The organism is Streptomyces sp. NPDC055025, assembly GCF_053608565.1.
In genome coordinates this window covers 15,181-29,283 of sequence record NZ_JBSGVS010000039.1, presented here as the reverse complement: position 1 = coordinate 29,283, position 14,103 = coordinate 15,181, and the positions used below count along the sequence as shown (strand labels likewise).

The following is a 14,103-nucleotide window of genomic DNA, read 5'->3' as shown; positions in this document are numbered from 1 at the left end:
CAGGCACACTCGCCCCGATGAGCGACAGCACACAGCCGGGCAGATGGGACGGGCCCTGGTACCGCGTCCGCACGGACCAGTTCGAGGCCGCATTCCTGCCGAATGCCGACGATGACCTGGAGTCGGTGAACAACGTCGATGTCTTTGTAAACCTAAATGACGGCTCCCAGTGGAGCGCGACCATCATCACCCTCGATCAGGTCGAGATCCTGATGACGAGATGGGCCGCAAGCGGGGAAGCTCTGGGAGGCCGTTACTTCTGGTGCTCGGACGGTCTCATCGTCCGCGACACCGGCATCAGCAGCATGATCCGAGTACTTGTTGGCCTGGTCGAGAACGGTGAGTTCACGCAGATCCTTCAGCGCCTCGATGACTGACAAGCGTCCCGCGGACGCCGCAGTCTGCTCCTGAAACGATCAGTTAAGCGCGAGGTCCGTATCCACGGCCGCCCGGCAAGCGTGGCCCGCGCCGGTCCGCTGGGGAGCCGATTCTCGCGGTCGGCTCCCAAACGGCTCCCAAAACGGCCCCCGGAAACCACTCAGGGGCCCGACCCGCTAAGCGGATCAGGCCCCTGACCTGGTGTTTCGGCTGTCGGGGTGGCGGGATTTGAACCCACGACCTCTTCGTCCCGAAGCAACTTGGGTCGGGCTGGTGCCTTGGGCTGCTGTGCCTCTCACCTGCGCTGATGGTCCGAAGACGTTCGCGCTCGTTCGCCGGTGTTCGCCGGCGTTGTCACGCAGTTAGACACTCAGTGTCAGCCTTATCCTGGGGCTGGGAACTAGGCCGTCACCTCGTCGATCGCGGCGAGGATCAACTCAGGCACTGCGGCAAGGGCGCTGTCCAAGAGGTACTCGATTGCTACAGCATCCTTGCTGCGGTTCACGTCGATCTGTGCAGTCCACTGACCTGGCTGGTAACGAGCAAGCATCGATAGCGCGTAGAGCACCGCCCACCAGGCCAACAGAGGGTGGAGCACGCGGTCGTCACCGCCAAATCGCGCGTGGATCACTCGGGTGGAGTCCGAGAGGCTGCGCCCCTTCCATGGTGCGATGTCCTCGAACCTACGCTTGGCGACCTCTTCTCCGCCTATCACGTCCCATACCAGGCGGCAGCCGATCGTACCTTGCATCGAATCCCAGCTATCCGGCCCGCTATCAGGGATAGCGCCAATCGACCGGAAGCGGTACCCCGTCAAAGACGGATAGTCGGCGAGCCACGAACGTACGGCCTGCTCGCGGTCCTGCGAGCTCGCGTGGTCTTGAAGGCTTCCAGGCAAGCCGGACACGATCGCCTGCAAGGTGTTCGCATCTACTTGATGCGTCTCCCGACTTACTGAGAGCTGCGGACGCGTTGTCGACTGCAGAGGCCAGAGACTAATTTCCAAGATGGATGCCCACACGTCCGCAAGACGGGCCTCGTCAGGCAGCGATCGTGACCCGAGCATCGCCGCAATTTGAGTGAACGACTGCGTTCCGGCTGCGCCCTTGTCTTTGACGGTGACCGAGCCTAGGTCTGGCTGGTCCATCTGGGCGGCGACAATTCCATGGCCGTTCAGGCGGCATTTGTCGGCGGGGACGGGCGCACACGCTGCGATGGCCCTGCCTGCCTGGCTCAGGCCGTAGAAGAGTACGAGGGGCCTGGAGGCCGGCCCAACCGAGGCAGCTGCGGTGAAGAGTTGCTCCGACTGCTCCAATGCTGCGCTGAACAGCTTCTGACGCGGACCTTTGCCCGCATACCCTGGGGGCTCTGGGCGGAGCTCTCGTAGGGCCCTCCATACTGCCGCTGTCGCGGGATACGTCTGATCACGGTACGTGGGATACGGCCTTCGAACCATTGCCTCATCCTGCCAGTGCTGAGCACACCGCCGTGGCGATTTCTCCAGCGACCGGCAGATGTAAGAACGTAGCCCGAAGCCGACCACCTCTTTGGGAGAGAGGGTGGGTGATCTCGGGCTTGAGCTGCGGCTTCATCGGACCAACACGCGGGCGCGTACTCGCCGAGGAGGCACCGGTGTTGACTGCGGCTGACCCTTGCATCTGGCACGGTTGTGGCACGCGACCTTTCCGCAACCGATGCCCTACTGGGCGGCTGCGATGGTCCGTGGAGCCTTGCCGCGATAGCTGCGACACGAGCTCAGGTGCTGGGCTGTCCTTCCGACGTGGTGGCGTTCATCGACTCTGGGCTTGCTTGGGACCGTTCTAGGCGCCGCTGACGGGCACGGGCCACGCGAGCTGGGGACTGAAACAAGTCGTTCAGCACTTCATCCATGAGGGTCAAGATTTCTTCGGCCGTCTCGTGATCAACGGGGGAGAGATCGCCATGGGCTACCTCATTGCCGCCGAAGCGCACCTCGTGTGCTGCTTCCTTGATGTGCCCGCGCAGCAGACCCTGTTCGTGGAGCTCATCGATCTTCGCAATTAGGCTCCCTCTGGTAACACCCTTTTCCTTCGCGGACGCCTCGACCACTGCACGAGCAAGTGCCACGGCAGCTCGGTCAGCCATGATGGCCAGACAGTCGTGCGCCTCAACCGCGAGCGACTCGATCGCTGCAGGGACATCTGGGAACGTCCTGTTGGACTTCGCCGGGGGAAGCCATCGCGGCTGCTGGGCCTGAGGATGGTCCCAGAGATCAGAAGGTGCGTCGTCCCAATCATTCGTAGGCTTGAAGTCGGTCCACCCGTGGGCGAGGACCAGCCGGTGGCAGTTGGCACATCGATAGGCTTCGAATCCCACGTTGAGCCGGCTGTTCTGATCAGGAACCACTTCGGCACCGCCGAGTGGTCTCATGTGAGCCAGCCGTCCGCACCATCCGCATGTCGTGCTCGCCATGGTCGGAGACTAGTGCGCAACGCCCCGAGGGGCATGGGGTTTGTGACCGTTGTGCTCGCTGACCTGAGCAAGCCGCAGTGCAGGCCCGTGCCATCAGCTTCGGAGCCCTCAGCTTGGGAAGCTGGGGTTCTCTGAGCGTGGGAGTGCTGCTGAGCTGCGGCGGGGGCGAGTCGAGGCATGGCGGGCAGCTCGTTGACTCCCCGATGTTCTCCGTGGTTCCCCGCACGATCTGGCACGCGGCTTGTCACCGACGGCAGCGGCTCGTCGCGCCTCGACCTCAGGAAGCCAGGCAGGCGCACTCAACTGAGTCTGTCACTCACCCCCCTCTTCTATTACGCTATGTGTTCGCGCGTCGGTGGCGCCGACCAGGGGGAGCAGTAAGGGACATGAACCGCCGCCCGTTCTTCTCATATCTCGATGAGGCGTGGACCCGTCTGTTTCATGGGCGAGGACGGTCAGAAATACCCGACATCATCAATTGGGCAGACATAAACGCTTCCTGGTTTGATGTCCGCAAAAATGTTATGACCGCGCTCCGAAGCGGCCAAGTCGGCCCCGACTATGTCGAGGTTCTGGATCTCCCCAAAAATCCCGTCGCCGTTCGACCGATTGCACGCCTGACAGTACACGATCGTCTCGTTTACGATACGCTCGTCTTCTCCATTGCCGAGCTAGTTGAGGCGCAGCTTCGCGAGAGCGTTTACAGTGCAAGATGGGGTGACAACGGTAAGTCTTTCTGGTCGCCTGTCAATTCGTGGGTTTCCATGCAAAAACGCGGTGTGCAGTTGGCGACAGAAACCCCGTTTCAGCTAGCCCGGACCGATGTCGTTTCATTTTACGAACATATCGATATCGAGACACTGGCAATCGATATCCAATCCACGGGCGCATCCCCTCGGGTGACCGAAAGCCTAATTACCTATCTCCGAATGTTCCAGTCTTCGAGCCACGCTTGGGGAATACCGCAGGGGCCCGACTCTTCAGCAATTTTGGCCAATCTATATCTCCTGCCTGTAGATGAGTTCGTCCACAGGTCGGATTTCGAGTACCTGCGCTACTCAGACGACATGATGATATTCGACACAGAGAGGGAGTCTCTCCGGAACGCCTTGCTTGAAATAAATGCCATTCTGCGCTCGCGTCGCCTCTCTATGTCTATGAGTAAAACCAGCATCTATGACGAGGCGAACGCGCTTTCGCAACTTGAGGACCTAGAAAAGGACGCGATCAACTATGGACTGAAGATCGGAGAAATCGGGTCCGACGAAAGACTCTATAAACTCTTTCTCGAAGCAACCGCAGGTAAGCAGTTAGATCGAGATGTTAAGTTCACCCTCTTCCGCATGGGAAACTTGAAGGATGATCGCGCCCTCCCTTGGGCCCTGCGGCACCTCAAGGAAAGTCATCATTTGGTGGTTGAGATAATCAGATACCTTGAGTGCTTCCCTGAGCGCTTGCATGCAGTAACCAGGGCCTACGTATCCACGATGCGGCAGGCCGCCGACCACAAGTACGACAGTCTGGAACAACGTATACTCCAGGCCGCTACGCGCCAGAGAATCAACTCACCCGACATCCGGGATGCAGCCTGGGCGATACTTCAGAACAAGAATAAGTCGAGCCTGCCTCGCGAGTTTGCTGCCCGATATCTCGGAAGGGTAAGTACGATTGCTGACGGTCAGCTTCTGCGCCGCGAGTACGAGCACGAATCCGACGTGAATGTTCGACGTGCGCTGCTTGTCGCAATGTACGAAGCCCGTTCGGTCTCTCGCCCGCTACTTGAGAGACTGGCACAATCTAATTCCAGACTAATGTGGGTGAGTCGTTATCTCCTCGGCGACCCCGCAGTACCCCTACCTCGTTAGGAGAATTCTTTGCTGCGGCTTACTGTCTATGCACTTCTGGCTATTTCATCAGGAGTAGCCAGCTTTTTTATTGCTAACTCCACTCTGGTCAATATGACGGCTGGCCTCAGTGTCGGCCTGTTCGTACCAGTGGTTGACGAGATAGCGCAAAACTGGGGAAACATCAGGCACCTTTGGTATTCACTGCGCTATCGAAACCGTTCCATCCGTGTCTCGACCTCATACCTGTTCAAAATCTACGTTGACGGAAAGTACCTGCTGATCCGGGGATCGCGGTACCGCACTCAGTTCCAGCCAGTGGGCGGGGTGCATAAGGTTTCGCCCCAAGGGAACGCTTCGCTTTCTGCCATGGGGGTAACGGATGATGACCTGATCCCTCTTGATTCCGTGAGTTATGGCGATCTACGCGTACGCGTTCAAGGGAAGAAGATATTTCAGTTTTTCCGGTGGTTCGACTCTCGGCAAGGTCGCGAGGATTCTCCGTGGCGAGAGTTCCAAGAGGAATTGCTTGCCACTGGAATTCTGCCGCTAGATAAATTCCCGCATATTATGCATAATTATCTCAGGCGAGAGGTGGATCGGATTCGCTACAGCCCGTGGGCTGAATCGCTGGAGATTCTGGTGGCGGACGTTTATGAGCTTGTGCCGACTCAAGAACAAGAGAACGCTTTTCGTCAGCTGGCTGCCACTGGCCATCCGGACATCGTGTGGGTCTCCTCGCAACAGATCAAACGTCGTGGCGCCGTCGCGGGACAGCCTCAGGCCATTGAGATCTCGGCACACAGTCAACGGATCCTGTGACGAGGTCGGCGGAGCGGCTTTGGGGTGGCGCTGCTTTGGCGCGAGTGATCATGGCCCCGTAAGCTTCCGGCGCGTCGGGCAGTCTGTGGACCTGCCCGGTAAAGCACGACGTTGGGGCCATGATCTTCGAGGCTCGCGCCAAAGCGGCTCCGTAAAGCCGCGGAGCCGACAGCCCCAGCCACGACGTACCCCTTCTCTGGTCTCAGGTGGCTGCATGCCTTTGAGCGCGGTACGGGCGCCGGCCGGGCTGGAGCGGGGCGGAGACAGGAGCGCAGGCCCGGCCGGGGGCCGGGCCGCGCGCGGGGAGCGGAGCGAGCCGCCTTGAACCAGTAGAGAAAGTTGTAACTCACTTGGGCCTGTGGGGCTTGAAGGCGTTTGCGCAGGCTGGTTCGGCGTCTTGGCGGTTTGCCAGCGGCAGGAAGATGACCGGCCGGATCGTCCATGTGATGCGAGTGGTGGCCTGGGTGACGGACACGGTGCAGGGTTCTAAGCGGAGCAGGGCTCGTCGGGTTTCTGTGCGGCCGTCGTGGAGCCAGGCCCAGACTTCGTCCGAGGCGTCGGGGTCGAGTGCGGGTGAGATGGTGCGTAGTGCAATGGCGACCCATCTGTCTGCCTGGGGTGCGGAGTAGGCGTCGAAGGATGCCCGGAGTGCCGGCCACTGCATCCCGTCGGTGAGGTCTTCGGTCCAGCACTCGCACCAGAAGCCTCGTTGGGGCTTGTCCATCAGCACGGGTGGCCTTCCCGCTGGGCGTTCACGAAGAGTTCCGCGGTGACCGTGTAGCCGCCGCCCGCGCCCTGGACGACGACCCTGTGCGCGAGGGCGCTGACCATGCCCAGGCCTCGGCCGTGCTCGGCGTCCTGGTCTTGGTGCTCGACCTTCGGGGCGCCGCCTCCTCCGCCGTCGTCCGTGACCGACAGCGCGATCACCTGTGGTGCGACGGCCACGGCCAGGTGGAAGCTTCCGCGTTCCCCTCCGCTGCTCGTGTGAAGAAGCGCGTTAGTGCTCAGCTCGCTCACGATCAGGGCTGCGTCGTCGGCCAGGGGCGATCCGCGCAGGATGTCTCTCGTCCAGCGGCGGGCCCGGCTGACCTCTTCCGGAAATCCTGGGCAAGTCAGTCCCCAGACTCGGACTCGACTCATATACTCGTGCATACAAGTTCCTTCGTGCTGGTAGGCCGCCATGTGCAGCGGGTTCGGGCTAGACGAGTTTCACGCCGTCGTGGGCGCGGACGGCCGGCGGGGTCGTGGCGTCGAGTGCGTCGGTGACGCGGATCGCGTACGCCTCGTCGGCCAGGTCGGTGACTTCTTCGCGGGTGGCCCAGCGCAGTGCGCGGGTCTCGTCGCCGGTTGTGGGCGTGCCGTCGGCGGCCTCGCAGCGGAAGACCAGGGAGACGATCAGGCCCGTCATGTTCTTGTAGACACCGGTCAGGGTCGCCGGAAGGGCGATCTTGATGCCGGTTTCTTCGAGGACTTCGCGTTGCAGGGCCTCGGGGATGGTCTCCTCGCGTTCGAGGACACCGCCCGGCGGCTCCCACTTGCCGTTGTCACGGCGCTGGATCAGGAGGGCACGGCCCTGGGCGTCGACAATGACCCCGGCGACGCTCACGGAGTGCGGGCGTTCTGTGCTCACGTTCCTCGGCCCTCCCGGATGGCTAGGCTCTCCACCGTAGCAACTTCACTCACCCACTCGTCTAGATACCTAAAGGAGTACACACAGTGAGCCCTCTTTCTTCGGGCCTCCTCGGCGATCTCGACCCCACGAGCGATCGTGCGGTCTTCCGGCAGATCGCCGACCAACTGCGCGAGGCCATCGACCGCGGGCGATTCCGCGAGGGCGAGAAACTGCCCTCCGAAGCGGAACTGGTCGAGCACTACGGCGTCTCCCGCATGACCGTCCGCAACTCCTTCTCCATCCTCACCGGCGAAGGCCTGGTCCACGCCGAACACGGCAAGGGCGTCTTCGTCCGGCCCCGGCCGCCCGTACGGCGCCTCGCCTCCGACCGATTCGCCCGGCGCCACCGCGAGCAGGGCAAGTCCGCGTTCATCGTGGAAGCCGACGCGGCCGGCAGTCACCCGCAGGTCGACAGTCTTGAGGTCAAGGAAGAGAAGGCCAGTCAGGACGTCTCCACCCGGCTCGGGTCCGTCCGGCGCGTGCTGGCCCGGCGCCGGCGATATCTCCTCGACGGGCGACCCGTGGAGTTCGCTACCTCCTACCTCCCCCTCGACATCGCCCGCGGCACCCAGATCGCCGAACCCAACCCCGGCCCCGGCGGCATCTACGCCCGCCTCGAAGAACTGGGCCACCGCCTCGACCACTTCGAAGAGGAGATCCGCGCCCGGATGCCCTCCCCCTCCGAGGTCAAGACGCTCCACCTCGCGGCCGGCGTGCCCGTCATCCACCTGGTCCGGACCGCCTTCGACACCGAGGGACGGGCGGTCGAGGTGTGCGACACCGTGATGGCGGCGGACGCCTACGTGCTGTCGTACCAGCTCCCGGCGACCTGATCGTCATGGTTTGCGGTGGTGCGCGGGGGATGCTTCCTCAACTCGTACACCCCGACACGCTTACTCGTATAGACGAGTGGGCAAGTTGTGTGGCAGGGTGATCGTCGTGAGCCCGGGAGACCGGGTTCATGGATCGCTACATGTATAGACGAGTAGATAGGAAGGGCTCGCCCTCGGCTCGCCCGTCTCGCTGCCGGGACTCATCGCCCGGCCGTGGGAGTCCGTGTTCAACGGCCAGCAGCGTCACGGCATTGCCTACCGCGCCGCCGCCGTCACCCCGGCCGCCTTCCCGGTCAGCGCCGGGACTGGGGCTGCTGCATGATGTCCGACCTGACGACATTCCTGGAGGTGGGTGGTCCCCTCGCCGCGTTCGGCGGTGGGGCCGCCTACACCCGGGCCAAGCGCCCGGCGGTCTACTGGTCCGTGGTTGGCGGCCCGATGTCCACGGTCCGCATGCTCAGCTCGTACGCCTCCGTCATGGAAGCCTGCGGCCTGACCGTGGCGCCCCTCCCGGCTCAGGGTCCTCGCCGTCAAGGCCGCCACCCGGCGTGAGGTCCGGCCGGTCCCGCCCCGCCGGGGCATCCTCCGTCCCACTTCGACCGGGTTACGGCTCCGCCTCCGCCTCGCCCCCGGGCAGGAACCTGCAGACGTCGCCGCCTCGGCCGAACGCCTGCGGCACGCCTGGGGAGTTCACGCCGTCTACGTGACCACCCTGAAACCGGGCGTCGTGGAACTGCGGCTCGTCGGATACGACGTCCTGCGCCGGGTCCGGATGCCTCGCGAGACCGGCGGCGGCTTCCTCAAAATTCCGGTCGCGCTGCGCGAAGACGCCATGCCCTTCGTCCGCGACTACCGCACCGTTCCCCACCAACTCACCCTCGGCGCAACCCTGTCCGGCAAGTCCATGTACCTGCGGCACCTCATCTCCGGACTCGCCCGGCAAGAAGGCGTCGCGCTCGTCGGCATCGACTGCAAACGGGGCGTGGAACTGGCTCCCTTCGCCGCCCGCCTCTCCGCCCTCGCCACCGACCCCGACGAAGCCGCCGAACTGCTGCCCGTACTCGTCAAGGAAATGGAGGACCGATACGACCTGATCAAGGCCCGCCAGGGCATCGCCCCGGACACCCCCGACGAAGAGATCACCTCCGACATCTGGGGCCTGCCCGACACCCAACGCCCCACCCCCGTCGTCCTGTTCATCGACGAGGTGGCGGAACTCTTCCTCACCGCCACCCGCAAGGACGAAGACCGCCGCGACGAGATGGTCACCCAGCTCATCCGCCTCGCCCAGCTCGGCCGCGCCGCCGGCATCTACCTCGAAGTCTGCGGCCAGCGCTTCGGCGCCGAACTCGGCAAGGGCGCCACCATGCTCCGCGCCCAGCTCACCGGCCGCGTCTGCCACCGCGTCAACGACGAAGCCTCCGCCAAGATGGCCCTCGGCGACATCGCCCCCGAAGCCGTCTACGCCGCCTGCTCCATCGCCCCCGAGACACCCGGCCTCGCCGTCGCGGGCGACACCTCCGGCGGCTGGTCCCGCATCCGCACCCCCTACCTCTCCCTCGCCGACGCTGCCGCCATCTGCCAGGACACGGCCGACCTGACCCCCGACGTCCCCGCCCTCAAGCCCTTCCGGCCTGACGTCCCCGCACGACCGCACACCTCACCCGGCCCGGTCGTTCAGCCGCACCCTGTCACTGACTGATCCCCTCCCGGCCTCTTCGCGCCGTGTCCCTACCCCTCCCATGCCCGAAACCGGAAGGAGCCGCATCATGCGCGCCCAGTTGGCCCGCGTCGACGCGGTGCTCGTCCAGGCGCTCATCGCCGCCGCCCTGTCCTTCGCCCACCTTCACGACGTCGCCTCAGCGGCCGGACAGGACGGATGGAAAGCCTGGGCCTACCCCGTCTCCGTCGACCTGCTGCTCGTCGCCGCCTGGCGCCGACTGCGGACCGGCACCACGAAGGCCTCCGCCTGGTGCTGGTTCGTCATCGCCCTCGTCGCATCCCTCGGTGCGAACGTCGCCACCGCCGGCCTCCTCGACCTTGGCAACGTTCCTGCCTGGCTGCGCATCCTCGTCGCCGGATGGCCGGCCGTCGCCTTCCTCGGCGGCACCCTCCTCGCCCACACAACGCCCAAGGCACCCACCGCCATAGAGACCACCGATGACGACCAGGAGGAAGAGCCCGAACCGACTCCGGAGACGCAGGCCGAAGAACGACCGTCCGCACTCCCAACCGTCCCGGTCCTGGCCGCCCTCGTCGCGCACGCCCGCAAGGTCGCCAGCGAGCACCACACCCGCACCGGCAATCCCATCGACACCCCGACCCTCCGCGCCCGCCTCGGCGTACCCGCCCCCATGGCCGAAGCCATCGCTGCCCAGCTCTGAAAGGAGAACCAGGACTCGTGACCGCCAACCGCCGCTTCCGCAACGTCACCCGCATTGGCCCCGTCCAGGTCGGCACCGCCTACGACGACCGGGGCCGCGAGAAGCACACCGCCGCCTGCACCGCTCCGCGTTGCGGCTTCTCCGCCGACTACGACAGCCGCGCCGCCGCCGAACTCGCCGCCCGTACCCACCGCTGCCCCGTCCGCTGAAAGGACCCCGCACCCCGTGACCCTCAACTTGCCACTCGTCGTCGTCCTCGGCTTTTTCGCCTGGGCGGCCATCAAGTACCTCGGCGTCCGCACCTGGATCGTCGTCCTGGTCGCCCTCTTCGGCTTCTGCTCTCACACACCTTCCTCGCCCCCGCCATCGAATCCGGCACGCGCAGCGGCGTGACCGTCATTAACGGCTCACATGACTAGACGAGTAGATAAGGAGATGCCTGCCGTGTTCCTGCCGAAGTACCCAGACAACCCCACACCGCCGCCCGCACACACCTACACCCCCACCTCGACCGGCCCGGCGCCCGCGCGGCGCTCCGCGCTCCCGGCCGTTTCCGTCAGCACCGGCGCCGTCGTCGCCGTCATCACGGGCGGCGTGGTCCTCACCGCGCTGCTGACCGCCGTCGCCGTGTCGGCCGTCTCCGTGGCCGTCGCCGCCGTGGTCCTGCGCTCTTTGCTGCGCGAACACAACCGGCGCTGATCCCTCCGCCCGACCCCTGGGGCGGCCATGACACCGCCAAGCATCCGGCCGCCCCGGGGCCCGTCACTCCTGACCGAGCCAGCCAGAAGGAGCCAGCCATCTTCACCCGCACCACCCCGCCCCCGCTCCGCGAACTCACCAACCTCGCTTCCGGCGGAATCCTGCCCGGTATCCTCCGCCAACTCTCCGGCCTCGGCGGCTGCACCAACCCCATCCGCCTCGACGGCAACCGCACCGAGTACGACGTCGACACCACGACCGGTGAGATCGGCCGCATCCTCCAGCACCTCAACTCGACCGATCTGCCCGCCGGCCAACTCCTCGTCCGCTGCAACAACCGCCGCTCGACCCGCTGCGCTGCCTGCGCCGAGATCTACCGCCGCGACACCTTCCACCTGATCACGGCCGGGCTCCGGGGCGGCAAGGGCACCCCGGAACAGGTCGCCACCCACCCCCGCGTCTTCGCCACCTTCACCGCGCCCGGCTTCGGCCCCGTCCACAACCGCCGCACCGACGGCCGTGCCTGCCGCTGCGGCACCCACCACGACCAGGACGACGACAGCCTCGGCACCCCGCTCGACCCCGACACCTACGACTACGAAGCGGCCGTGCTCTGGAACGCCCACGCAGGCGCCCTCTGGCGACGCTTCTCGATCTACCTCCGCCGGGAGGTCGCCAAGCGCGCGGGCCTCTCACAGCGACGCCTACGCGACCACGCCCGCGTTTCCTTCGCCAAGGTCGCCGAATACCAAAAGCGCGGCGCCGTCCACTTCCACGCCGTCATCCGCCTCGACGGCCCTCAAGGCGGCGACACCCCACCCCCGCCATGGGCCACCGCCGAACTCCTCACCGACGCCATCCAAGCCGCCACGGCCAAGGTCCATGTCGACGGCCCGACCCTCGACGGCCGCATCCACACCTTCACCTTCGGCCGCCAACTCGACGTACGCACCATCCGATCCGCCGACTTCAACGACGGCCAAGAGATGACCGAACGGGCCGTAGCGGCGTACATCGCGAAGTACGCCACCAAGGGCGCCGAGACCGCCACGGGAGCTCTCGACCGACCGCTGAAGTTCGCCGCCGAACTCGCCCAGCTCGACATCAGCGACCACGCCCGCCGCCTCATCCGAACCGCCTGGACCCTCGGCGCACGCAAGGACCTCGAACACCTCCGCCTGCGCGCCTGGGCCCACATGCTCGGCTTCCGCTGCCACTTCTCCACCAAATCCCGCCGCTACTCCACCACCCTCGGCGCCCTCCGCGACGCCCGCGCCGACTGGCGCCGTGCCCAAGCGACAGCAGCCGCCAACCCTCAGCCGGGCACGACATACGTCCTCGCCCACTGGGTCTTCGCCGGCACCGGCCTCAGCTCCGCCGAGACCTGGCTTGCCGCATCCCTCGAACCCGCCCCCGGAACAGAAGGAGAGCCGACCACATGACCACGGCTGCGCCCGAACTCCTCACCGTTCCGGAGGTCATGACGCGGCTCAAGGTCGGCCGCACCAAGGTCTACGACCTCATCCGCACCCGGCGCCTGGTCTCCATCAAGGTCGACGGCTGCCGCCGTATCCCCGAGGACGCCGTACGTGCCTTCATCCGAGGCCAGATGGGAGACGCGGCCTGATGACGAAGCGTCGTAGTCGCGGTGACGGTGGTCTGCACTGGGACGAGAAGAGACAGCGCTGGATCGCCACGGCGAACCTCGGCTTCGACCCGAGCGGCAAGCGGATCGTGAAGCGGGGGAGCGGCAAGACCAAGACAGAGGCGAAGAACAAGCTCAAGGAGGTGTTGCGGGACCACGAAGACGGCCTCGCCATCGCCCCCACCAACTACACCGTCAAGGATGCGGTGACGGACTGGCTCACCTACGGCCTGGCCGGCCTCGACCCCAGCACTGTCGAGACGACAACTCTCCTGAGTGAGAAGCACGTCATCCCGTCGCTTGGCGCCAGGAAGCTGCGCGACCTCAGCGCGGAGGACGTAGACCGCTGGATGGCCACCAAGACCAAGGCCCTCAGCACGCGCACACTCCAGGGCCTTTACTCCTGCCCGAACCGCGCGGTCAAGCGGGCCATGGCACGGGACAAGGTGAAGCGCAACGTCGTCGAGTTGTGCTCTGTGCCGCAGGGGCAGGCTGGGCGCCCCTCCAAGGCGCTCACGTTCGCCCAAGCTGACGCGGTACTCAAGGGGGCCGAAGGGACCTCGATGTACGCGTACATCGTCGTCGCGCTCCTGACCGGGGCCCGTACTGAGGAACTGCGCGCCCTCACCTGGGACCACGTCTTCCTGAAGGGGCGTCCCCGATTCGACCCGCCGCAACCTCCACACATCGCCGTGTGGCGCTCGGTCCGGCGGAGCGGGGACACAAAGACCCGGAAGTCCCGGCGCACCCTCGCCCTGCCAGCGCGCTGCGTCGAAGCTCTCTGGCAGCAGTTCGAAGATCAGGGCTGGGACCGGCTCGCCGCCGACGACGCTTGGGAGGAACACGGGCTCGTCTTCGCCTCGGCTGTCGGCAAGCCGCTCGACGCAGCGAACGTCCGCCGCGCCTTCCGCCAGGCGCTCAAGGACGTCGACGGGATCAACGCCGACGAGTGGACGCCGCGGGAGCTCCGGCACAGCTTCGTGTCGCTGCTCTCCGACCGGGGCGTCCCGCTGGAGGAGATCTCCCGGCTAGTCGGCCATTCGGGTACGGCTGTGACCGAGGAGGTCTATCGGAAGCAGATCCGGCCCGTGATCCAGACTGGCGCGGTAGTCATGGACGGGATCTTCGGCGCTGATCCGCAGCGGTCGTAGACACTCGGGAATCGATAGTCACGCAGATAGACACGCAGCCAAAACAAGTCAGCCACCGACTCATGTGAGTCGGTGGCTGATCTACTGTTTCGGCTGTCGGGGTGGCGGGATTTGAACCCACGACCTCTTCGTCCCGAACGAAGCGCGCTGCCAAGCTGCGCTACACCCCGATGTCGCTCGTGTGGCGGCGACATCGATTACTTTAGCCCACCGCTGGCCGGAGA

The 14,103-nt window shown here is 65.2% G+C and carries 15 protein-coding genes, 1 tRNA gene and 2 pseudogenes; 12 read left to right on the top strand and 6 right to left on the bottom strand.

Going from position 1 to position 14,103, the window contains the following annotated elements; genetic code table 11:
- The first annotated feature begins 17 nt into the window (after positions 1-17).
- Positions 18-377: a hypothetical protein gene (locus tag ACWGDX_RS23485; protein ID WP_453628459.1), complete on the top strand. Its 360-nt coding sequence runs from the start codon at positions 18-20 to the stop codon at positions 375-377.
- Positions 378-778: 401 nt separating this feature from the next.
- Here the strand turns inward: ACWGDX_RS23485 and ACWGDX_RS23480 are convergent, their stop codons facing one another.
- Positions 779-1,834: a YaaC family protein gene (locus ACWGDX_RS23480; RefSeq protein ID WP_453628457.1), complete on the bottom strand. Its 1,056-nt coding sequence runs from the start codon at positions 1,832-1,834 to the stop codon at positions 779-781.
- Positions 1,835-2,133: 299 nt separating this feature from the next.
- Positions 2,134-2,829, bottom strand: coding sequence for a DUF4145 domain-containing protein (locus tag ACWGDX_RS23475; RefSeq protein ID WP_453628455.1), 696 nt, complete (start codon positions 2,827-2,829; stop codon positions 2,134-2,136).
- 386 nt (positions 2,830-3,215) lie between these two features.
- On the opposite strand from ACWGDX_RS23475, the gene ACWGDX_RS23470 reads away from it, so the two are divergent.
- Both ACWGDX_RS23470 and ACWGDX_RS23465 read left to right on the top strand, forming a co-directional pair.
- On the top strand, positions 3,216-4,694 hold the full coding sequence (locus ACWGDX_RS23470) for an RNA-directed DNA polymerase (protein ID WP_453628453.1): 1,479 nt from the start codon (positions 3,216-3,218) through the stop codon (positions 4,692-4,694).
- Positions 4,695-4,703: 9 nt separating this feature from the next.
- A complete protein-coding gene (locus tag ACWGDX_RS23465) occupies positions 4,704-5,495 on the top strand; it encodes an SMODS-associated NUDIX domain-containing protein (RefSeq protein WP_453628451.1) in 792 nt (263 codons plus the stop codon).
- Between the two features lie 346 nt (positions 5,496-5,841).
- Here ACWGDX_RS23465 and ACWGDX_RS23460 read toward each other — a convergent pair whose 3' ends face one another.
- From ACWGDX_RS23460 to ACWGDX_RS23450, 3 genes are read right to left on the bottom strand one after another with little or no spacing between them, the layout of a single operon-like run.
- A complete protein-coding gene (locus ACWGDX_RS23460) occupies positions 5,842-6,219 on the bottom strand; it encodes a hypothetical protein (RefSeq protein ID WP_453628544.1) in 378 nt (125 codons plus the stop codon).
- Positions 6,219-6,647 carry an ATP-binding protein gene (locus ACWGDX_RS23455; protein WP_453628449.1) on the bottom strand — a complete coding sequence of 143 codons (429 nt, stop codon included), beginning with the start codon at positions 6,645-6,647 and terminating at the stop codon, positions 6,219-6,221. The genes ACWGDX_RS23460 and ACWGDX_RS23455 overlap by 1 nt, the downstream gene beginning before the upstream one ends.
- Positions 6,648-6,693: 46 nt before the next feature.
- On the bottom strand, positions 6,694-7,101 hold the full coding sequence (locus ACWGDX_RS23450) for an NUDIX hydrolase (RefSeq protein WP_453628542.1): 408 nt from the start codon (positions 7,099-7,101) through the stop codon (positions 6,694-6,696).
- A 110-nt stretch (positions 7,102-7,211) separates the two neighbouring features.
- Between ACWGDX_RS23450 and ACWGDX_RS23445 the strand changes: the two genes are divergently transcribed.
- The 9 genes and pseudogenes from ACWGDX_RS23445 to ACWGDX_RS23405 all read left to right on the top strand — a co-directional run bounded on the left by ACWGDX_RS23445 (position 7,212) and on the right by ACWGDX_RS23405 (position 13,879).
- Positions 7,212-8,000 (top strand): GntR family transcriptional regulator, encoded by a 789-nt coding sequence (locus ACWGDX_RS23445; RefSeq protein WP_453628447.1) that lies wholly within the window; start codon positions 7,212-7,214, stop codon positions 7,998-8,000.
- A gap of 321 nt (positions 8,001-8,321) precedes the next feature.
- Positions 8,322-9,702, top strand: a pseudogene (locus ACWGDX_RS23440) (FtsK/SpoIIIE domain-containing protein).
- Positions 9,703-9,769: 67 nt separating this feature from the next.
- Positions 9,770-10,384, top strand: a complete 615-nt coding sequence (locus ACWGDX_RS23435; protein WP_453628445.1) for a DUF2637 domain-containing protein — start codon at positions 9,770-9,772, stop codon at positions 10,382-10,384.
- A 17-nt stretch (positions 10,385-10,401) separates the two neighbouring features.
- Positions 10,402-10,593 carry a mobile element transfer protein gene (locus ACWGDX_RS23430; protein WP_123975881.1) on the top strand — a complete coding sequence of 64 codons (192 nt, stop codon included), beginning with the start codon at positions 10,402-10,404 and terminating at the stop codon, positions 10,591-10,593.
- A gap of 16 nt (positions 10,594-10,609) precedes the next feature.
- Positions 10,610-10,803: pseudogene (locus ACWGDX_RS23425) on the top strand (hypothetical protein).
- 25 nt (positions 10,804-10,828) lie between these two features.
- Entirely contained in the window at positions 10,829-11,083 is a 255-nt protein-coding gene (locus ACWGDX_RS23420) for a SpdD protein (RefSeq protein WP_093500522.1), read from the top strand.
- Between the two features lie 161 nt (positions 11,084-11,244).
- Complete coding sequence (locus ACWGDX_RS23415; RefSeq protein WP_453628540.1) at positions 11,245-12,525, top strand: replication initiator; 1,281 nt, start codon at positions 11,245-11,247, stop codon at positions 12,523-12,525.
- A complete protein-coding gene (locus ACWGDX_RS23410; protein ID WP_453628442.1) occupies positions 12,522-12,710 on the top strand; it encodes a helix-turn-helix domain-containing protein in 189 nt (62 codons plus the stop codon). The genes ACWGDX_RS23415 and ACWGDX_RS23410 overlap by 4 nt, the downstream gene beginning before the upstream one ends.
- A complete protein-coding gene (locus ACWGDX_RS23405) occupies positions 12,710-13,879 on the top strand; it encodes a site-specific integrase (protein WP_453628440.1) in 1,170 nt (389 codons plus the stop codon). The genes ACWGDX_RS23410 and ACWGDX_RS23405 overlap by 1 nt, the downstream gene beginning before the upstream one ends.
- A 96-nt stretch (positions 13,880-13,975) precedes the next feature.
- Here the strand turns inward: ACWGDX_RS23405 and ACWGDX_RS23400 are convergent.
- Positions 13,976-14,049: transfer RNA gene (locus ACWGDX_RS23400), tRNA-Pro, on the bottom strand.
- Positions 14,050-14,103: the final 54 nt, after the last annotated feature.